Origin of the sequence: Streptomyces sp. NPDC050147, from assembly GCF_040660195.1 — a bacterium.
GTDB lineage: Bacteria > Actinomycetota > Actinomycetes > Streptomycetales > Streptomycetaceae > Streptomyces.
Map to the genome: position 1 here is coordinate 549,196 of NZ_JBFALJ010000002.1, position 19,181 is coordinate 568,376.

General features: G+C 70.9%; 16 protein-coding genes. 7 read left to right on the top strand and 9 right to left on the bottom strand.

Going from position 1 to position 19,181, the window contains the following annotated elements; all coding sequences use genetic code 11:
• The first annotated feature begins 17 nt into the window (after nt 1–17).
• The 4 genes from AB0I94_RS06180 (at nt 18) to AB0I94_RS06195 (ending at nt 4,861) form a co-directional block, all read left to right on the top strand.
• A complete protein-coding gene (locus AB0I94_RS06180; RefSeq protein WP_363308214.1) occupies nt 18–659 on the top strand; it encodes a TetR/AcrR family transcriptional regulator in 642 nt (213 codons plus the stop codon).
• A gap of 147 nt (nt 660–806) precedes the next feature.
• Entirely contained in the window at nt 807–1,655 is an 849-nt protein-coding gene (locus tag AB0I94_RS06185) for a 3-hydroxyacyl-CoA dehydrogenase family protein (RefSeq protein ID WP_363308215.1), read from the top strand.
• 163 nt (nt 1,656–1,818) lie between these two features.
• Nucleotides 1,819–2,142, top strand: a complete 324-nt coding sequence (locus tag AB0I94_RS06190) for an STAS domain-containing protein (protein ID WP_160507247.1) — start codon at nt 1,819–1,821, stop codon at nt 2,140–2,142.
• Between the two features lie 247 nt (nt 2,143–2,389).
• Nucleotides 2,390–4,861, top strand: a complete 2,472-nt coding sequence (locus tag AB0I94_RS06195) for an ATP-binding protein (protein WP_363308216.1) — start codon at nt 2,390–2,392, stop codon at nt 4,859–4,861.
• A gap of 79 nt (nt 4,862–4,940) precedes the next feature.
• On the opposite strand, the gene nucS is transcribed toward AB0I94_RS06195, so the two are convergent.
• The gene (gene nucS, locus AB0I94_RS06200; protein ID WP_363308217.1) at nt 4,941–5,612 is read right to left on the bottom strand and encodes an endonuclease NucS; all 672 of its coding nucleotides are present in this window, start codon (nt 5,610–5,612) and stop codon (nt 4,941–4,943) included.
• Nucleotides 5,613–5,824: 212 nt separating this feature from the next.
• On the opposite strand from nucS, the gene AB0I94_RS06205 reads away from it, so the two are divergent.
• The gene (locus AB0I94_RS06205; RefSeq protein WP_160507250.1) at nt 5,825–6,217 is read left to right on the top strand and encodes an SCO5389 family protein; all 393 of its coding nucleotides are present in this window, start codon (nt 5,825–5,827) and stop codon (nt 6,215–6,217) included.
• A 69-nt stretch (nt 6,218–6,286) separates the two neighbouring features.
• Here the strand turns inward: AB0I94_RS06205 and AB0I94_RS06210 are convergent, their stop codons facing one another.
• Complete coding sequence (locus tag AB0I94_RS06210) at nt 6,287–7,339, bottom strand: LLM class flavin-dependent oxidoreductase (protein ID WP_363308218.1); 1,053 nt, start codon at nt 7,337–7,339, stop codon at nt 6,287–6,289.
• Nucleotides 7,340–7,561: 222 nt separating this feature from the next.
• On the opposite strand from AB0I94_RS06210, the gene AB0I94_RS06215 reads away from it, so the two are divergent.
• The gene (locus AB0I94_RS06215; RefSeq protein ID WP_363308219.1) at nt 7,562–7,894 is read left to right on the top strand and encodes an ATP/GTP-binding protein; all 333 of its coding nucleotides are present in this window, start codon (nt 7,562–7,564) and stop codon (nt 7,892–7,894) included.
• Between the two features lie 15 nt (nt 7,895–7,909).
• Here the strand turns inward: AB0I94_RS06215 and AB0I94_RS06220 are convergent, their stop codons facing one another.
• The 3 genes from AB0I94_RS06220 to AB0I94_RS06230 all read right to left on the bottom strand — a co-directional run bounded on the left by AB0I94_RS06220 (nt 7,910) and on the right by AB0I94_RS06230 (nt 11,040).
• A complete protein-coding gene (locus AB0I94_RS06220) occupies nt 7,910–8,695 on the bottom strand; it encodes an ABC transporter permease (protein WP_363308319.1) in 786 nt (261 codons plus the stop codon).
• A gap of 158 nt (nt 8,696–8,853) precedes the next feature.
• The gene (locus tag AB0I94_RS06225; RefSeq protein WP_363308220.1) at nt 8,854–10,041 is read right to left on the bottom strand and encodes an ABC transporter ATP-binding protein; all 1,188 of its coding nucleotides are present in this window, start codon (nt 10,039–10,041) and stop codon (nt 8,854–8,856) included.
• Between the two features lie 111 nt (nt 10,042–10,152).
• A complete protein-coding gene (locus AB0I94_RS06230; protein ID WP_363308221.1) occupies nt 10,153–11,040 on the bottom strand; it encodes a hypothetical protein in 888 nt (295 codons plus the stop codon).
• 274 nt (nt 11,041–11,314) lie between these two features.
• Here AB0I94_RS06230 and AB0I94_RS06235 point away from each other — a divergent pair, with 274 nt between their 5' ends.
• Nucleotides 11,315–12,187: a hypothetical protein gene (locus AB0I94_RS06235; RefSeq protein WP_363308222.1), complete on the top strand. Its 873-nt coding sequence runs from the start codon at nt 11,315–11,317 to the stop codon at nt 12,185–12,187.
• On the opposite strand, the gene AB0I94_RS06240 is transcribed toward AB0I94_RS06235, so the two are convergent.
• The 4 genes from AB0I94_RS06240 to scy form a co-directional block, all read right to left on the bottom strand.
• Nucleotides 12,168–12,938, bottom strand: a complete 771-nt coding sequence (locus AB0I94_RS06240) for an ABC transporter permease subunit (RefSeq protein WP_363308223.1) — start codon at nt 12,936–12,938, stop codon at nt 12,168–12,170. The two genes, AB0I94_RS06235 and AB0I94_RS06240, sit on opposite strands and share 20 nt — an antisense overlap.
• Before the next feature lie 3 nt (nt 12,939–12,941).
• Nucleotides 12,942–13,934: an ABC transporter ATP-binding protein gene (locus tag AB0I94_RS06245; protein WP_363308224.1), complete on the bottom strand. Its 993-nt coding sequence runs from the start codon at nt 13,932–13,934 to the stop codon at nt 12,942–12,944.
• A 122-nt stretch (nt 13,935–14,056) separates the two neighbouring features.
• A complete protein-coding gene (locus AB0I94_RS06250; protein WP_363308225.1) occupies nt 14,057–14,992 on the bottom strand; it encodes a cellulose-binding protein in 936 nt (311 codons plus the stop codon).
• Nucleotides 14,993–15,175: 183 nt separating this feature from the next.
• Nucleotides 15,176–19,060 (bottom strand): polarized growth protein Scy, encoded by a 3,885-nt coding sequence (gene scy, locus AB0I94_RS06255; protein ID WP_363308226.1) that lies wholly within the window; start codon nt 19,058–19,060, stop codon nt 15,176–15,178.
• Between the last annotated feature and the right edge of the window lie 121 nt (nt 19,061–19,181).

Here is a 19,181-nt window from a genome sequence, read left to right on the forward strand (position 1 = left end):
GGTCGTAGGGTGAGGGCATGGCTGAAGGACTCAGGGAGCGCAAGAAGCGGCAGACGAAGCAGCGGATCTCGGACATCGCGACGGGGCTCTTCCTTGAGCACGGCTTCGTCACGGTGACCGTCGCGGACGTCGCGGAGGCCGCTGACGTCTCCGTGAACACCGTCTACAACTACTTCCCGGTCAAGGAAGACCTCTTCCTCGACCGGGGTGAGGCCGTCGTCGACCGGCTCTCCGGCTACGTACGCGGCCGTCGGCCGGGGGAGTCCGCCGCCGCGGCCGTCCTGCGCGCGCTGCGCTCGGAGGTCGAGGGCGTCTCACCCACCATCGGCCTCTTCTCGGGATGGGCCGACTTCATGAAGGTCATCACCGACGCCCACCCGCTGCGCTCCCGGCTCTGGGAGATCCAGCAGCAGGCGCTCGGTCACCTCACGAAGACCCTCGCGGACGAGGTGGAGGCCGCCGACGACGACCCCATGCCCGGACTGATCGCGGGTCAGCTCTCCTGGGTCCACAGCACGCTCATGGCGTGGATCGGCGACGAGATGGTCAAGTGCCGCAAGCCTGCCGAAGTGTCCCGTGACGCCCTCGTCCTGCTCGACGAGATGGAGGACCTGCTCGGCGAAAAGGTCCTCAACTACGCGGTGCGGGGCGCCGAATGACGCGTACCCATGTGATGTCCGTCATCTGAGACGTGACGCGTGTCTCTTCGCCGCCACCTCGGCCCTCACGAACGCTAATGTCCGCCGCAAGGGCAAACGTAAACAGCGTGTAAGCCAGGCGTGATAAGCGGTAGGGGAGTCGGAACAGTGGCACGGAAGCTCGCCGTCATCGGAGCCGGACTCATGGGGTCCGGCATCGCACAGGTCTCCGCCCAGGCGGGCTGGGACGTCGTTCTGCGTGACGTCACCGATGAGGCCCTGACCCGTGGCACCGACGGGATCAAGGCGTCGTACGACAAGTTCGTGAGCAAGGGCAAGCTCGCCGCCGAAGACGCCGAGGTGGCGCTCGGGCGCATCACGACGAGCACCGACATGGACGCCGTCGCCGACGCGGACATCGTCGTCGAGGCCGTCTTCGAGAAGCTCGAGGTCAAGCACGAGATCTTCCGTACGCTCGACAAGATCGTGCGCGAGGACGCCGTACTCGCGTCGAACACCTCTGCCATCCCGATCACGAAGATCGCGGCCGTGACGGAACGTCCGGAGCGGGTCGTGGGCGCCCACTTCTTCTCGCCGGTCCCGATGATGCAGCTGTGCGAGCTGGTGCGCGGCTACAAGACCAGCGACGAAACCCTCGCCCGCACACGCGAGTTCGCCGAGTCCGTCGGCAAGACCTGCATCGTCGTGAACCGCGACGTCGCGGGCTTCGTGACGACCCGTCTGATCTCGGCGCTCGTCGTCGAGGCCGCCAAGCTCTACGAGTCGGGCGTCGCCACCGCCGAGGACATCGATACCGCGTGCAAGCTCGGCTTCGGGCACGCCATGGGACCGCTCGCGACCGCCGACCTGACGGGCGTCGACATCCTGCTGCACGCCACGAGCAACATCTACACGGAGTCCCAGGACGAGAAGTTCGCGCCGCCCGAGCTGATGCGCCGGATGGTTGACGCCGGTGACATCGGGCGCAAGAGCGGGCAGGGCTTCTACAAGCACTGACGTCTGTCACCTCCTTCGCAGGGTCACCCCTCGGAGTGAATTCGGTATCGGTTCGCTTACAGACGGCAACTTCCTTGCCCATGCGGCAGTCAGTTGCAGTGACATACGCAGACGCCGTACGGAACAGACGTCACACGAAACTCAGCACTCTCGGGGAGCGCATATGCACATCAGGGGCGACCAGGCCCAGCTGGTCGTCGGGGGACGCCTCGACGTACGCAGCGCGGCGGACGCCCGAACGGTCCTGCACTCGGCCGTCGACGATGGAGCCGGTGACCTGGTGCTCGACCTGTCCGAACTCGACTCGTGGGACGCCACGGGACTCGGCGTCATCATGGGCGCGCACCGGCGCGCGGGACGGTGCGGACGCCGGCTCGTGCTGCGCAGTGTGCCGCCCCAGATGCAGCGCCTGCTCGTGGCCACCCGGCTGCACAGGATCCTTGCCATCGAGGGCGGCATCGGGGTGGAATCGCTTCCCCGTGTGTGATCCGCGATGATCCCCCGGAGATTCGGGTGTGAAACGCACCTCGCGCACAATCCTCACGAGACTGTGACGTCTCGGACGGCGCGGTACCCCGCCCGTTCGTAGATACTGAGCGAAGGTCTAGGGTTCGGTCGCCCACCGTCATGACGAAGACAGACGCCCGAGCGGGGGCACCGGACCAGAAGCGACAGCGCAGTGTGCACAAGGCCGGAGGGGGCTGTGTACACCACGCATCTGGGGGGCTTTGACCATGGACCCGATGAACCGGGGACCGGAAGAGTACGGCCATGACGGCATCAACGACGACGATTCGGCGCGTCCCGTGCGGCCACCGCGCGATCCTCTGACACCAGACTTCGGGCAGCCCGCGCCCGCGCTCGCCCGCACCGTGCAGCTCGTCTCGGGCGACTTCCTGCTCACCGTGAACCCCGTCGACGGCAGCGAGATCGAACCCTGCCCGCCGGGCGAGCGGCCCGCACGGCCCGTCAAGCGCACCGCCGCCGAGCGCGCCGAGGTGCGCCGCGCCTCCGCGCCGCCCGTGCCGCCGGGGCCCGCACTGCCCCGGCTGCCGCTCCTGGAGCGGCAGGAGGAGCGCGAGCGGCTCGTGCGCCTGCTCGCACGCGGGCGCTCGGTGCGCCTCACCGGACCCGCGGGCTCGGGGCGCACGTCGCTCCTGAACGCCGTCGCCGAGGACTGCGCGGACCTCGCGCCGGACGGCGTCGTACGGCTCTCCGGTTACCGCAAGACGCCGGCGGACCTGCTCCAGGATCTCTTCGCCGCCGTCTACAACGCCCCGCTGCACCGTCCCGACCGAGCCCTGCTGCTCGAACTCGTCCACGACATCGGCGCGGTCGTCGTCCTGGACGACCTGGAGTTCGGCGCGGCCGCCCTGGAGGAGCTGCTCGACGCCACTCCCGAGTGCGCCTTCCTTGTCTCCGCGACCCCCGACGTCGCGGCGCCGTCGCCCGACTCGCACCTCGAAGAGGTCTTCCTCGGCGGCCTGGGCCGCAGCGGCGGCCTCGAACTCCTGGAGCGTGCCGTCGGCCGCGTCCTCACCGACGACGAGGCGGGCTGGGCCGGCGACCTCTGGTTCGAGTCGGAGGGACTGCCCCTGCGCTTCGTCCAGGCGGGTGCCCTGCTGCGCCAGCGCGACCAGCTGCGCGCCGACCCGAACGCCTTCGACGAGTACGGCTACTTCGCCGAGGGCCCGGTCGACGCGCCCTTCGACGCCGAGGGCCACGACGTGCCGCTGCCCTCGCTCGCGGACGGCGCGGCGCCCGCGGTGCTGCTCGCCTCCCGCCTGAGCCCGTCGGCGCGCGCCACGCTGCGGTTCGCCGTCGCGCTCGGCGGGGAACTGCCGCACCAGGCGCATCTGCCCGCCCTGGTGGGCGACACCCACGCCGACGCGGCCCTCGCCGAGCTGGTCTCCACCGCGCTCGTGACGGCCGTCGGCTCGCACTACCGGCTCGCCGCCGGGGTGCGTACGCAGCTGGAGGCCGCCGGGTACGCGGACGACACCACCGAGCGCGCACAGGGCGCCGCCCAGCACTACGCCTGGTGGGCCGGGCACCCCTCGGTCGGCCCGGAGCGGGTCGTGGCCGAGGCGGACGCCGTGCTCGCGGCCCTCGGGGTGCTGGTGGCGGGGCAGCCCGCCTCAGGGGCTTCGGCAGCGGGCGAGGAGAGCGCGGCGGTGCTGCTCGCGCGTACGGTCGCGCCCGCCTTCGCGGGAGGGCTCGACTGGGGCGCCTGGGAGCGTGCCCTGCGGGCGGGCCAGGAGGCGGCACGGACCGCGGGTGAGGTCGCCGAAGAGGCGTACTTCCACCATGAACTCGGCATCCTGGCGCTCTGCGGCGGAAACCTCGACCGGGCCCGCATCGAACTGGAGGCCTCCATCGGCCTGCGCGGCGCGCTCGCCGACAAGCGGGGCATGATCGCGGGCCGCAGGGCCCTCGCCCTGGTCGCCGACCGCTCCGGCGGTGTGGTGCCGGGCGCGAGCCCGGCCGCGGGGGAAGAGATCCCCGACGCGCGCCACGAGGAATCGGCATCGCCCCCCGGCGGCGTTCCTGCGGCGTTCGCGCTGCCCGCACCGCCCCCGGAGCCCGAGACCCTGATCACCCGCAAGGCCCCGTCCGCGGTCGGCGGCGGCCCTGCGCCCACCCGCCGCTCCATCGTCAACGGCACTCGGCGCAACCTCGTGGCGGCGGGCGCCGGAGCCCTCCTTGCCGCTGTGCTCGGCACCGTGGTGACCCTCGGCGCGACGTCGGACAACGACAACCCGCCCGACAAGGTCAAGACGGAGCAGTCGGCGAGCGAGGACCAGGACGACGACGGCCTGACCGCCGACAAGCCGGCCAAGGACTCGACGAGCCGCCCGGACAGCGACGGCCCGGACAACGTCCCCGGCACCGCGGACGACGGGACACCGAGCGAGAGCGGCGAACCGTCGGACGAGCCGAGCGACAGCGGCAAACCGTCCGACGACACCTCGGACAAGCCGACCACGAAGCCGCCGACGACCAAACCGCCGACGACGAAGCCGCCGACCACGAAGCCGCCCACGACCAAGCCGCCCACGACGACGAAGCCGCCGACCACGAAGCCGCCCACGACGCCACCGCCGACGACCCCGACGCCGGACCCGCCGTCGTCCCCGGACACCTCGAACTCGGCGAGCGGCCCGGCGACGAGCGACAGCGCGTCCGGCTCGCCGTCGACGATCTGACGTATGTGACGGCCTGACGCACGTACGCAAAAGAGGGCCGGGTCCACCAGGACCCGGCCCTCTCACGTACGGGAAACTCCTAGAACAGCCGCAGTTTGTCGTCCTCGATGCCGCGCATCGCGTTGTAGTCCAGGACGGCGCAACCGATGCCGCGGTCCGTGGCGAGCACGCGGGCCTGCGGCTTGATCTCCTGGGCGGCGAAGATGCCCCTGACGGGCGCCAGGTGCGGGTCGCGGTTCAACAGCTCCAGATAACGGGTCAGTTGCTCGACGCCGTCGATCTCGCCGCGCCGCTTGATCTCGACGGCGACGGTCTGCCCGTCGGCGTCGCGGCAGAGGATGTCCACCGGGCCGATCGCCGTCATGTACTCGCGCCGGATCAGCGAATAGCCCTCGCCGAGCGTCTCGATCCGGTCGGCGAGCAGTTCCTGCAGATGTGCTTCCACGCCGTCCTTGATGAGGCCGGGATCGACGCCCAGTTCGTGCGAGGAATCGTGCAGGATCTCTTCCATCGTGATGATGAGTTTCTCGCCGCCCTTGTTCACGACGGTCCAGACGCCCGCGTTGTCCCCCGTCCCTTCCTTCAAGGTGCAGGGCGGGGACATCCAGTTGAGAGGTTTGTAGGCCCGGTCGTCGGCGTGGATCGAGACACTGCCGTCCGCCTTCACCAGGATCAGGCGGGGGGCCGACGGGAGATGGGCGGTGAGCCTGCCCGCGTAATCCACGGAGCATCGGGCAATGACGAGACGCATGGGGCGCAACGCTACTCGACCCCAGGTGGTCCGCGCGATTCCTCCGGCGATGGCCCTGTTCGATCCTGGCCGGTTATGTGCCCAATCTCCTGGTGCAGCGCGGGTCCGGTGCTTACCGTATAAGCAGGAGGTCGCCGTGCGTGCACGCTGCGTGTGCGGGCTCCCGCCCTGTCCGGAAGCCCCCGCTCCCCGGGGGTGCGAGAGGAGAACCCATGTCGCTCGACGTCTCACCGGCACTGTTGGAACAGGCCGAGCGAGGCGAGGTCGATGAAGCGGAATTCGTCGACTGCGTCCGGACCTCCCTGCCTTACGCATGGGAGATGATCAGCTCCCTGGTGGCCCAGCTGAAGGTTGACGGCGGCGAGTTCGCCGACAACCAGACGCCGCCGCCCAACGAGCAGGCACGCGGGCAGCTCCTGCGGGCACTGGCGAGTGACGCGATCCGCGGCGCTCTGCAGCGCCACTTCGGAGTGCGTCTCGCATTTCAGAACTGCCACCGTGTGGCGGTGTTCCCGCTCGATGCGTCCGTGGACGACAGGCTCGCCCGGTTCACCTCGATCCGGGGCCAGCTGCTCAACCAGTCGCCCGAACTGCGGGACTGCTGAGGCCTTTTGCTGCCGCTCCGTACGCGGGAGGTGTGCTAGTACAGGAGCGGCAGCTCCCAGCCCGGCGGGTCAGCCGAGCTGGGGCAGTACTTCGGCCCCCAGCCTTCGGACGTTCTCCTCCGTCGTCGCCAGATCGCCCGAGCCCTCGACAAGCAGCGCGAAGCGGGTGATCCCCGTGCGCTCCGAGGTCGCCGCGATCCGGTCGGCGCACAGCCGCGGTGTCCCCACCGGGTGCAGTCCGCAGAGCAGCTCCGTGTACGCGAGCGGGTCCCGCATGGGCCGGGCCCGGCCGTCGACCGTGACGTGCGCGTCGAGCCCCTGCTTGAGCCACCCCGGCATCGCCTTCTGCAGCGTCTCCGCCGCGTCCAGGCGCCGGTCCGCGATCTGCGCGACCCCGGCGGAGACGTGCGCGGCCCGCAGGACCTCCTCCGGCGTGCGCCCCGAGGCGCGTGCGTGCCTCTGCCACAACGCCACCATTTCGGCCTTCTCGTCGTCGCCGACGTGCATGCCGAGCAGCATCGGCAGACCGCGCTCCGCCGCCAGCCGGACGCTGGACGGCGAGGTGCAGGCGACGATCACCTCGGGACCTTCGGGCGTCTCCCCGGAGTCCTCTTCCGTGCCGCTCAGCGCCTCCTGCGGCCGTGGCACCACGGCGACCTCGCGGAACGGGAAGCGGTCCGCGTCGCTCGCGACCCGGGGCTCGGTCAGCCACCGCAGCAGCAGGTCGAGCGATTCCGGGAAGCCCTGCTCGTACGCTTCGAGGCCGGACCCGAAGACCTCCAGGTCCACCCACGGCCCGCCGCGTCCGACGCCCAGCGAGAAGCGCCCGCCGGACGTCAGGTGCAGCAGGGCCGCCTGCTCGCCCAGGGCGACGGGATGAACCGTCGGCAGGACGCTCACGGCGGTGCCGACCCGGATGCGCCGCGTGCGCCCGAGAAGGAGCGCGGCCAGGGTCACGGCGGACGGACACGTGCCGTACGGCACGAAGTGGTGCTCGGCGAGCCAGACCGAGTCGAGGCCCGCCTCCTCGGCCACCTCGGCGGACCGCACCGCACGATGCAGCGCCTCCCCCTGCCCCTGTCCGGGGAACTGGGCGGCCAGAACAAAACTACCTACACGCATCGCACTCCTGCCTCCTTGGCGCCGACGCAGGCACTCCCCCTACGGGCAACAACGCATGACACGTGCCAAAGGCACGGCTTGGCATGAGGATTGACGGATTTTCTGCGAAATGCAGGGGGGATCTGTGGGGGTTGGTGCAGGACGACTACCCGTGTCCGCGCCGCGTAGGCTGGACTGACCCCTGGCCCATCGCAGGCCCCCGTACATCCCGTGAGGTGTCCCGTGTCCCCGCGTCGTAACCGCCCGAAGGGCGCCGGAGAAGCCAGCCCGCGCACGGACGGGGAACCGGCGGGCCGCTACGGCGGCTTCCAGTCCCTGGAGACCTGGCAGGGCGAGCAGTGGAGCCTGCGCCACGTCGCGGGGGCCGCCGCGGCCGGCAAGACCTACCGCTGCCCCGGCTGCGACCAGGAGATCCCCTCCGGCGTCGCGCACGTGGTGGCCTGGCCCGAGCACTCGGGCGTGGAGATGCGCAGACACTGGCACAAGGCCTGCTGGAACGCGAAGGACCGCCGCACCACGCGGGTGCAGCGGTCCCGTAACGCGCCGAGGTACTGAGACTCCCAGGGGCGGCTATACGTCGCGCTTCTCCAGAAGCGCGAAGGCGCCGACGATCGCGGCCGCCGTCACGCCGACGAGCAGCAGCAGCTGCGAGGTGCCGCCGCCCGTGCCGTCCATGTCAAAGATCTTGGCGAGCGAGTTGATGGCGTTGTAGTCCATCATCTTCTCGCCGAGCGGACGCGTCCCCTCGGAGATCATCAGGAACACGGGCAGGATCGCGGGCACCAGGACCACGCCGAGCATCGCGGTGATCGCACCCGCGGAGTGGCGCAGCATCGATCCGGCGGCGAGCGCGAGGACGCCGAGGAGCGAGACGTAGAGCCCGCCCTTGAGGACCGTGCCCGCCCAGTCGGCGTCGCCCGCCTCGGGGCCGCTGTGCATGCCCGACGTCATCAGGCCCACGAGGAGGATCGAGCCCGCCGAGACGACGAAGGCGATCACGAAGAAGACCATGATCTTGGCGGCGAGCACGCGGTAGCGCTGCGGCGACGCCGTGAACGTCGTACGGATCATGCCCGTGCCGTACTCGGAGGACGTCACCAGGACGCCGAGCGTGATCAGGCAGATCTGGCCGAGCACGAGACCGAAGAACGCCGGGATCGTGAACGGCACGTCCGCGTAGTCACGGTCCTGCGTGTTCACGGCCACGAGCAGGCCGATGCCGACGACCAGGAGGAAGAAGACGCCGAGCGTCCACATCGTCGAGCGGACCGACTTGATCTTCGTCCACTCGGAGGCCAGGGCGTTGCCGAGGTGGGTCTTCTTGACCGGGATCGGTGAGGTGTAGGCGTTGTTCATCGCCTGCTGCCAGGCGGACGGCGGCGCGGGGGCGGCCGGCGGGGGAGCCGTCGGCGCGCCTTGCGGCGCGGGGGCGCCGACCTGTGCGTAGGCCTGCTGGGGAGCCTGCTGAGGGGCCTGCTGGGGCTGCGCCTGCGGCTGCGGAGTCGGAGGCGTGGTCATCGGGGGTCCTCGCTGTCGGTCGCGCGCTTCGTCATCTCGGGGGCGGAGGCGGGCGCCTGCGGGGCGGCGGCCGCGTACGGGTTCGGGGTGCCCTGTGGTGCGCCAAGGGCCCCCTGAGGTGCGCCCTGCGGCATCGCGAAGGGCTGGCCGCCCTGCTGGGGCGGCGGCGGTGCGTACCACCCGGGCTGGCCCTGTCCGGGCACCTGCATCGGCGGCTGCGGCATCGCGCCCGGCGGCAGCTGCTCCTGCAGTCCCGCGCGCTGGTCGACGGTCGAGCGGTAGTCGACGGCGCCCTGCGTCATCCGCATGTACGCCTCTTCCAGCGAGGCCTGGTGCGGGGAGAGCTCCCACACGCGGACGTCCGCGCCGTGCGCGAGTTCGCTGATGCGGGGGAGCGGCAGGCCGGTCACGCGCAGCGCGCCGTCCTGCTCCGGCATGACCTGGCCGCCGGCCTCGCTCAGCGCAGCCGAAAGCTTCTCGCGCTGCTGCACGTCGCCCTCCGGCGTACGCACCCGGGCGAAGTCGGCGGAGTTGTGCGAGATGAAGTCCTTGACGCTCATGTCCGCGAGCAGCTGCCCGCGGCCGATGACGATCAGGTGCTCGGCGGTGAGCGCCATCTCGCTCATGAGGTGCGAGGAGACGAAGACCGTACGGCCCTCGGCGGCGAGGGACTTCATCAGGTTCCGCACCCAGAGGATGCCCTCGGGGTCGAGGCCGTTGACCGGCTCGTCGAAGAGCAGCACCTGCGGGTCGCCGAGCAGAGCGGCGGCGATGCCCAGGCGCTGGCCCATGCCGAGCGAGAAGCCCTTGGAGCGCTTCTTGGCCACCTCCTGGAGGCCCACGACGCCGAGCACCTCGTCGACCCGGCGGGCCGGGATGCCGGAGAGCTGCGCGAGGCACAGAAGGTGATTGCGGGCGTGCCGACCGCCGTGCACCGCCTTGGCGTCGAGCAGCGCGCCGACCTGGCGCGGGGCGTTGGGCAGCTTGCGGTACGGGTAGCCGCCGATCGTCACCTGGCCCGTGGTGGGTTGGTCGAGCCCGAGGATCATGCGCATGGTGGTCGACTTGCCGGAGCCGTTCGGGCCCAGGAAGCCGGTGACCGTGCCGGGTCGCACCTGAAAGGAAAGGTTGTACACGGCTGTCTTGGCGCCGTAGCGCTTCGTCAGGCCGACTGCCTCGATCATTCTCCGCACCCATCGAATGGTTCAGGACGTCGGGGCACACGCCCCCGTAAGGGTTAGGAGGGTATCCGAGCGTTGACGGTTCCGGCCAAGAGTGAGTAAAGGGCTCAGGCGTTACGGAGCCGCGGGCAGGGAGCCGTCCAGCGGGGGCAGCTCGTCGTACACGCGCGGTTGGCTCCCCTCGTCGGCGTACGGCAGGAAGTCGGTCTGCGGAAGCACCCACCCCTCCTCACCGAAGACGCGCGTACCCAGCGCGCGCAGCCGGGGCTCGGAGCCCGCGGCGGCGACCCAGCTCGCCGGGTCCGGGCCGAGCAGTTCCATCAGGCTGGGCGAGTCCTTCAGCAGGGCGGTGAGCAGTTCGGCCTGGTCGCCGCCGCCCGGCCGGGGGCGCTCGGTCACCGGGTCGGCGAGGACGCCGTGCGCGCTGAAGTAGATGTACGCGCCGCCGAGGCGCTCACCGGACGGCATGGTCATCTCGAAGTCGTCGCCGGGCAGTATGGCCCTGCGGTAGTCCGGGAACTCCGTGTCGTCGACCGCCTTGAGCTGTGTGGCATCGAGCCAGGTCACCACCAGCGACGTTTCGGCGTCCCGGTCCACATACGGGGTGCCCGCGACATAGCCGGCCGGGCTGATGTGCCCGGAGCAGCCGACCGCGATGCCGCGCACCCGGACCGGCACCATGGGTACGGCGACGGGGATGCCGAGCCGGGTCAGCTTGTACGCGACCTGGCCGGGCGACGCGTTCGACCCCACGGCGATCACCGGGTGACGGCGGCCGGTGACGGCCTGACCACGGTCCACAAGGGCCTCGTCGAGGCGGCGCCGGACCGGCTCCCGCACGTACCACTCGCCGAGCCGGCCGGTCCGCACGTCGAGCGGGAGCAGCTCGCCGCCGTCGAGCAGCGACGGGGCGGGGGTGGGGCGGCCGGGATAGGTCAGTGGCTCTCTGGCCGGCACGTCGTCCAGCCCGAGCGACTCCAGGCTTCGGTCCTCAGTCCTCACGATGGCGCCCTTCAGGGATGGTCACGCGGTGCGGGGACAGCCTTCCACGGGAACACGTACCCGCGCCGCCCCTTCACCGCCCCTCGGCCGGCGGACCAACCCCGGCCGGTTGTGGGAGAGTAGCCACTCCACCGAGGGGGCGGGACCAAGTCCCGTGCGGGGACGGGGGGTTGGGGCCGTGGTGAGATGGCCACGCAGGGGCGGTGCGCATCCGCGGTATCGGACGTCTGTACGTGGATGGATCGCGGGCCGGTCCGTCCACGCCCTGCTGCTCATGACGCTGACCGCGCTCGCCGGGCTCTCCGCGGTGATCGCCGTGCTGTGGACGGCGGCAGAGGACTCGCCGCGCTCGCTGGGCGAGCGGTTCGGCGACCAGGAGCAACTGTTCGACCTCGCTCTCTCCGTACTGCGGGCATGCGTCGGCACGGACAGCCTCAGCCCTCAGCCGGGGAGCACCTCGCAACAAGTCCTGGCCACCGTGGCCTCGGTCACCGGAGCGCTCGCGCCCGCCGTGCTGCTGGGTTTCGTACTGATCAAGATATTCGCGCTGCGGCCGTTCGTCTGGCGGCGGCGCGCCTCCATCTCGCACGCCTGGACCGCCGACTTCCCCGGCTACCGGCGCACCCACGAGGACAGCGACGATGCGATCATCGCGGTCCGGTTCTACAACCGCTTCGACAATCTCTCCGTCGTCGACCTGCACGCCCGCGCCCACCTCCGCTACCTCGAACGCTCACCGCACGACGGCAGCCTCGTCATCTACAAGAAGTGGCTCAAAGTCCTCGACGAGGAGGGCGAACCGGCCGAGGAGCGCTGCTGGCTGGCGGTCGAGCGGGGCGCCCCCTTCACGGTGTGGATCCCGGTCGACGCGCCGGTGCCGCGGCTGCCGTTCACTCGCATCCAGGGCAAGGACCTGTCGCAGTCGGCCGGTGTGGAGCTGATGGTGCGGCTGACCGCGCGGACCGTGGGCCTGGGGACGGAGGTCGCGGACGAGCGGTGGTTTCGGGTTGGACCCGGGGACTTCGAGTTGGGCCGCTTCGTGCCGCTCGAACCCGAACTGAGCCGGGATGTGTGGCAGTGGGACGGCTGGCGCCGTTTCGACGAACTGTTGCCGCCGGACGAGGACCCTACGCGTCCCGCTTCCTGAGCAGCACGTAACCCAGCAGCAGCGCCACCGCCACCCACACCACCATGATCGCGAGCCCGCCCCAGGGCCCGTACGGGGTGTCGTCGTCCAGGGGCGCCTTCACCTGCATGATCTTGCTTCCGGCCTGGTCGGGGAGGAAGCGGCCGATCTTCTTCGTCGCCGAGACGTTGCCCAGGATGCTGGAGATGAGGAAGAAGAACGGCATCAGGATGCCGAGGGAGAGCATCGGGCTGCGCAGCATCGTCGCGACGCCCATCGAGAACATCGCGATGAGCGTCATGTAGAGCCCGCCGCCGATCACCGCGCGCAGCACGCCCGGATCGCCGATCAGCGCCTTGTGCTCGCCGAGTACCGCCTGGCCCACGAAGAACGAGATGAAGCTCGTGACCAGGCCCACCACCAGACAGAGCAGCGTGGCGACCACGACCTTGCTCGCCATGAAGGTGGCGCGCTGCGGGACCGCGGAGAGCGAGGTGCGGATCATGCCGGTGCTGTACTCGTTCGATACGACGAGGACACCGAAGACGATCATCGCGAGCTGGCCGAGGCTCATGCCGGCGAAGCTGGTGTAGGTCGGGTCGAAGACCCGGCGGTCCTGGGCGTTGAGGCTGTCGTAGTCGGTCTTCGCCAGAATGCTGATCAGCAGGCCGAGCCCGACCGTGACGGCCAGCGCGAGACCCAGCGTCCACACGGTCGAGGAAACCGAGCGGATCTTGGTCCACTCCGACTTCAGCACCTGCGTCGCGGCCATCGTTCAGGCCCCCCTCTTCGGCTGCCGCCAGCTCTCGCCCCAGCCCGCGGCCTGCGCGGGAGGCGGCGGGGCGGCGCCGGGGCCCGCGTGGTCGGCGTGCGCGTGGTACTCCACGGACTCCGCGGTGAGCTGCATGAACGCCTCTTCGAGCGAGGCCCGCTGGGGACTCAGTTCATGGAGTACGAGCTGATGGCGGGCGGCGAGTTCCCCGAGGTCCTCCGCGGGGGTGCCGTCGATCTCAAGGGTGCCGTCGCCCGCCTCCACGGCGGTGACGCCCTCCTGGTACAGCACGTCGAGAAGGCGCTCGCGCTGCGGGGAGCGCAGCCGGACGTAACTGCGTGAGTTCTGCTGGATGAAGTCCGCCATGGAGGTGTCCGCGAGGAGCCGCCCCTGCCCGATGACGACCAGATGGTCGGCGGTCAGCGCCATCTCGCTCATCAGGTGGGAGGAGACGAAAACCGTGCGGCCCTGCGAGGCGAGGGACTTCATCAGGTTGCGGATCCAGTGGATGCCCTCGGGGTCGAGTCCGTTGACCGGCTCGTCGAACATCAGGATCTCGGGGTCGCCGAGCAGCGCGCCCGCGATGCCGAGCCGCTGGCCCATGCCGAGCGAGAAGCCCTTGGCCTTCTTCCTGGCGACCCGCGTCAGGCCCACGGTGTCCAGGACCTCGTGGACGCGGGCGCGCGGGATGCCGTTGCTCTGGGCGAGGCAGAGGAGATGGTTGAAGGCGCTGCGCCCGCCGTGCATGGCCTTGGCGTCGAGCAGGGCGCCGATGCACTTGAGCGGGTCCTTCAGCTGGGCGTACCGCTTGCCGTCGATCCGCGCGGCCCCCGCCGTGGGGTTGTCGAGCCCGAGCATCATCCGCATCGTCGTGGACTTGCCCGCTCCGTTCGGCCCGAGGAAGCCGGTGACGATGCCCGGATACACGGTGAAGGTGAGGTTGTTGACGGCCAGCTTCTCGCCGTACCGCTTGGTCAGCCCCTCGAGCTCGATCATGCGGCCACGCTAAAACGGGACAGAGCCCCCTGCCACTGGAACGGCAAGGGGCCCTACAAGCACCCCGTAAGGGGCGCGAGAACTGCGCGACCGGCCACGGCGGTCCGCAGCTCCCTACGACATCAGCGGGTCTGCTGAGCAGGAACCCCGCGAGAGGCCGGCTCTTCCTCGGCAGGCGAGCCGGCGGCAGCCACAGCCGCACCCGTGAGGGTGGCCAGCATCTCCCGCACATTGGTGAGCTGAGCGTTGATCGAGTCCCGGCGGTTGGTGAGCGCCGCGAGCTCGCGCTCGGACTCGCTCCGGATCCGGTCCGCCTTGGCGTTCGCGTCGGCGACGATGTCCTCGGCCTGACGCTGAGCCGTCTCCACCGTCTGACGGGCGCGACGCTCGGCGTCCGTACGCAGCTTCTCCGCCTCGAGACGCAGCTGCTCCGCACGGTGCTCGATCTCCGCGAGGCGCTTCTCGGCCTTGGCCTGACGCGACGCCAGGTCACGCTCCGACTGCTCACGGCGCTTGGCGAGGTTCGTCTCGAAGTCGGCCGCGGCCTGGGCGGCCTTGGCGCGGGTCTCCTCGAAGAGGGCGTCCGCCTCCTCGCGCTTCTGCTGGGCGTCCTTCTGTGCCTCGCCGCGCAGCGTGCCCGCCTCGCCCTTGGCCTTCTCGACGATCCGGACGCCCTCGTCCTCCGCCTTGGCCTTGCGCTCGGCCGCGAACGACTCGGCGTCGTTACGCACCTGCTGGGCCGCCGACTCGGCGAGCTCGCGGTGCTGCTCGGCTGCGCGACGAGCCTCCTCGCGCAGGTCCTTGGCCTCCTCCTCGGCGAGGCGGAGGATCTTCTCGACACGCGCGCCGAGGCCCGCGTACGACGGTTCGGCGTCGGCTACCTGCGCCTGCGCGTTCTGCGTCTCGAGGTGCAGCTCCTCAATGCGCTTTTCCAGAGCAGTGATACGAGCAAGAGCGCTGTCACGGTCGGAGACGAGCTTGGAGATACGTTCGTCCACCTGAGCGCGGTCGTACCCACGCCGCACAAGCTCGAAGCCGTAGGGGGAAGTGTCGCTCATGGGGTTCCTGTCGAATGAGACCGGTGAGGTGATAGGGGGAATCCTAGGGGTCCAGGCGGCGTGTCATCGAGCAGATGCCCGTTTGATCTGGAGAATGACACCCCTTTTGAGTGGCTAACCGCCGCAGCACTTGCCAGCGACAGTGCCGAAGGTCCTTACAAAGCACACGAGATGTTCGTCTGGCTAGCCCTCAGACGGCTTGCCACCCGATCGAGTTGAGCCCGCCGCCGCACCGGCCTTGAGGCCACCGTCCTTCGCGCCGGGGATCGGTGGGGCCTCAAAGGATTCCAACGCCTCCAGTACGTCCTGGACACGGGAAATCTCGGCGTTGATGTCCTCGCGGCGCCGGACGAGGATCTCCAGCTCGCGTTTACCCTCGTCAACCGTACGCTCGGCCTCGGCCTGCGCCTCCGCCTTGACGCGCTCGGCGTCGCGCACCAGTTCGGCCACCTTTGTCTCGGCCTCCTTGAGGAGCGCCTCGGCCCGCTTCACGGCGGAGATACGGACCTTGCCGGCCTCGGAACTCGCGTCCGACACCAGCTCCTTGGCCTTGGCCTCGGCCTCGGCGAGCTGCTCCTCCGCGGCCTTCACCAGCGCGTCGCAGCGCTCACCGGCGGTCTTCATCGCCTCCGCGGACTCGCGGCGCGCACGCTCGTGCAGCTCCTCGATCTCCGCGGTGATGCGGTCACGCTGTTCCTCGGAGCGCTCCCTTATGGCCGTCGCGTCCCTGCGGGCACCGATGAGCAGTTCGTCCGCGTCCGTACGGGCCTTCTCCACCAGAGAGTTGCCCTCGACCCTCGCCTCGGAGACGAGCCGGTCGGCCTCCGTGCGGGCGGCGCCGACCATCGTGTCGGCCTGCGCCTCCGCGTCCGTGGTGGCCTTGAGCGCCTTCTCCTGGGCGTCGCTCGTCAGCTTCTCGGCCTCGGCCGCCGCCTTCGAGATGAGCGTGTCGACCTGCTCGGCCGCCTCGGAACGGCGCTTGTTGGCCGCCTGGCGCGCCTCGTCCTGAGTGCGCTCGGCCTCTTCCCGTGCCTGCGAGGTGAGCCGCTCGGCCTCGGCCGCCGCCTCCGCCTTGACGCGCTCGGCCTCGGACCGGATGCGCTCGGCGTGCTGCTGGGCGGAGCCGACCGTCTCGGCGGCGTCCGCGCGCAGCCGCTCGGCGTCGCCCGTCGCGTCCGAGATGAGCTTCTCCGCCTTGGCCACCGACTCCGAGCGCACCCGCTCGGCCTCGGCGCTCGTCTCGGCCTTGAGCCGCTCGGCCTCCGCGATCGTCTCGTTCTGCAGCCGCTCCGCCTCGCTGCGCGCCTCGCCGATCAACTGGTCGGCCTGGCTCGCGGCGTCGCTGCGGATGCGGTTGGCGTCCTCGCGGGCGTCGGCTCGGGTGCGGGACGCGTCCTGCTCGGCCGACGCGATCGCGTCCGAGGCTTCCGTACGCGAACGCTGGGCGTACTCGGAGGCGTCCGAACGCAACCGCTCGGCCTCCGCGATCGCCTCCGAAACGGTGCGCTCGGCCAGGGACTTGGCGGCCTCGGTCTCCTCGTTCGCCTCGCGCCGGATACGGGTGGCGTCCTCGGCGGCGCGCTCCCGCTCGGCGTACGCGTCGGCGCGGACGCGGTCCGCCTCCTCCTGCGCCTCGGTCCTCGTGCGCTGCGCCGCGTGCTCGGCGGCGCTGCGCAGCCCCGCGATCTCCTCCTGCGCGCTCTCCTGCAGGCCCGCCACCGAGTCCCGTACGGACTGGGCGGTCTGCTCGGCGCTCGCGACCATCTCGGTCGCCCTGCGGTCGGCTTCCGTGACGAGGCGCACGGCCTCGGCCTGTGCCTCCTCGACGCGCTTGCGGGCGGAGGCGAGGAGCTCCTCGCTCTGCTCGCGGGCCCGCTCCCGCTCCTGGTCGGCCTCCGCGCGCGCGGAGCTGAGGGTCTCCTCGGCCTCCCGGCGGCGCCTCGCGGCCTCCTCCTGGGCGGCGGACAGTGCCTCCGCTGCCTCGGCGCCGACCCGTTCGGCAGCGGCAGCGGCCTCGGAGCGCAGCCGGTCGGCCGACTCCTGGGCCTCCGTCTTGAGCCGCTCGGCCTCGGCGGCGGCGTCCGAACGCAGCCGCACGGCGACGTTCTCGCCCTCGGCGCGCGCCTGCGACGCGTCGGCGGCGGCCTCGTCGCGCAGCCGCTCCGCCTCGGCCTCGGCCTGCGCCTGAAGGGTGCGGATCCGCTCGGCGGACTCCGAGCGAAGGCGGTCCGTCTCGTCCGAGGCCTCCTTGCGCATGCGCTCGGCCTCGGCGCGGGCGTCGGTGAGCGCCTGCTCGGCGGAGGCCAGACGCTCCTCGGCCTCCGTGTGCAGGCGCGTGAGCTCGTCGGCGGCCTCGGCCTGACGTGCCGCTATCGCCCGCTCGGTCTCCTCGTGCAGCGCCCGCGCGGCTTCCTCGGCCTCGGACTTCGTGGCCTCGGCCTGCTCGGCGGCCTCCTCGCGGTGCCGCTCGGCCTCCTCGCGGGTGCGCTCCAGGGTCTCCTCGGCCTGCTTGCGCAGGGTGGTGGCGCGCTCGATGGCCTCGGTGCGCAGCCGCTCGCTCTCGGCGGTCGCGGCCGACTTCAGCTCGTCCGCGTCGGCCTTCGCCTTGGTGAGCAGTTCCTCGGCGGACTTGGCCGCCTCCTCGATCTGCTGGACGGCCTCGCGCCGGGCCTCGCCGCGGATCCGCTCGCCCTCGGTGACCGCGTCGGCCCGCAGCTGCTCGGCCTCGCCACGCAGCCTGCGCGCCTCCTCCTGCAGCTCGACGGTCTTGGCGCGGTACTCCTTGGTGTCGTCCTTCGCCGTGCCCTTGAGCCCTTCGGCGATGTCGTGCGCCTCGGCGCGCAGCCGATCCGCCTCCGCCTCGGCCTCGGCGCGGATCCGCTCGGCCTCCTCCGTGGCGGCCTTCGTGGTCTCCTTGGCGTCCTTGGAAGCCTTGTCGAGTACGTCCTCGGCGGTGCGGGCTGCCTTGGCGAGCTGGCCCGCGGTCTCCTCGGCGGTGATCGTGCGCGCCTTCTCGGCGGCGTCCTTGATCAGCTGCTCGGCCTCGGCGCGGGCGTCGGCGACGAGCTGCTCGGCCTCGGTCCTTGCGGTCTCGGCTTCCTTCGTGGCCTCGCCGACCAGCCGGGCGACCTGCTCCTTGGCGGTACGCGTGCGCTGTTCGTTGGCGCCCTCGGCGGCCGAGAGCTGCTTGGCGGCGGAGTCCTTGGCCTCGGCGAGGACCTTGTCGGCCTCGGCGCGCGCCTCGCGCAGAGCCGCCTCGGCCTCCGCCATGCGCTGCTCGGCGGCCCGGCTCGCCTCGGCGGCCTGGCGGCGAGCCTGCTCCGATTCGGTGGCCGTGGACGAACGCAGCTGCTCCGCGTGGTCCGTGGCCTCCTGCGCCTGGGTGGACGCCGCGTTCAGGAGACGCTCGGCGTCCGAACGGGCCCGGCGCAAGATCGCTTCGGCCTCGGCGCGGGCCGACTCGGCGTCGTTCGACATGCGCTGGCGGGCCTCTTCGGCCACGCGCTCGGCCTCGGCTCGGGCGGCGGCCAGGGCCTGGTCGGCCTCGGCGCGCGACTCGTCGAGGAGGCGGCGCGCCTGCTGCTCCGTGCGTGCCCGCAACTGCTCGGCCCACGCCACGTTCTCGTTGACGTGCGACTCGACGGTCTGGCGGCGCTCGGACAGCTCCTGGTCGAGCTGCTGACGGCGTGACACCGCCTCGGAGTGCAGCTCGGACTGGAGCCTGGCCTGCTGCTCGGCGTGCTCCTGGAGGATGCGCTGGGTCTGCGCACGGGCGTCGCGCAGCTCCCGCTCGGCGTCCTGGCGCAGTTGGTCGGCCTGGATCTGGGCGTTACGGAGCAACTGCTCGGCCTGATAGCCGATGTCCGCGCCGTCATAGGCAGGGCGGGACGCGAGGTTGCGGCGCGCCTCGTGCAGCTTGGCGCGCAACACCTCGACCTGATAGCCGAGGTCTTCGGCGTGCTGAACAGCCTTCTCTCGCTCGGTCTTCAGCCGGTCCATCTCGGCCTCGAACCGCGAAAGATGGTCCGTCTCAGCCCGCGAGCTCTCTTGGCGTTCGTAGCCCCGCACTGCGCGGTCCCATCCTTCCCCAAGCTCTCAACTTCGTTCGAGCAGGGGAGACCCCACTCCAGCTCTCAACTTCGTTGGAGTAGGGGAGACCCCACTCCAGCTCTCAACTTCGTTGGAGTAG

Excerpts from the sequence above, each read along its gene's own strand:
- AB0I94_RS06245 (WP_363308224.1), bottom strand. The coding sequence starts at position 13,934 with ATGATCGAGCTCGAGGGGCTGACCAAGCGGTACGGCGAGAAGCTGGCC.
- AB0I94_RS06220 (WP_363308319.1), bottom strand. The coding sequence starts at position 8,695 with ATGAACAACGCCTACACCTCACCGATCCCGGTCAAGAAGACCCACCTC.
- AB0I94_RS06180 (WP_363308214.1), top strand. The coding sequence starts at position 18 with ATGGCTGAAGGACTCAGGGAGCGCAAGAAGCGGCAGACGAAGCAGCGG.
- AB0I94_RS06235 (WP_363308222.1), top strand. The coding sequence starts at position 11,315 with ATGACGCTGACCGCGCTCGCCGGGCTCTCCGCGGTGATCGCCGTGCTG.
- AB0I94_RS06250 (WP_363308225.1), bottom strand. The coding sequence starts at position 14,992 with ATGAGCGACACTTCCCCCTACGGCTTCGAGCTTGTGCGGCGTGGGTAC.
- AB0I94_RS06225 (WP_363308220.1), bottom strand. The coding sequence starts at position 10,041 with ATGATCGAGGCAGTCGGCCTGACGAAGCGCTACGGCGCCAAGACAGCC.
- AB0I94_RS06205 (WP_160507250.1), top strand. The coding sequence starts at position 5,825 with ATGTCGCTCGACGTCTCACCGGCACTGTTGGAACAGGCCGAGCGAGGC.
- AB0I94_RS06210 (WP_363308218.1), bottom strand. The coding sequence starts at position 7,339 with ATGCGTGTAGGTAGTTTTGTTCTGGCCGCCCAGTTCCCCGGACAGGGG.
- nucS (WP_363308217.1), bottom strand. The coding sequence starts at position 5,612 with ATGCGTCTCGTCATTGCCCGATGCTCCGTGGATTACGCGGGCAGGCTC.
- AB0I94_RS06190 (WP_160507247.1), top strand. The coding sequence starts at position 1,819 with ATGCACATCAGGGGCGACCAGGCCCAGCTGGTCGTCGGGGGACGCCTC.
- AB0I94_RS06195 (WP_363308216.1), top strand. The coding sequence starts at position 2,390 with ATGGACCCGATGAACCGGGGACCGGAAGAGTACGGCCATGACGGCATC.
- AB0I94_RS06240 (WP_363308223.1), bottom strand. The coding sequence starts at position 12,938 with ATGGCCGCGACGCAGGTGCTGAAGTCGGAGTGGACCAAGATCCGCTCG.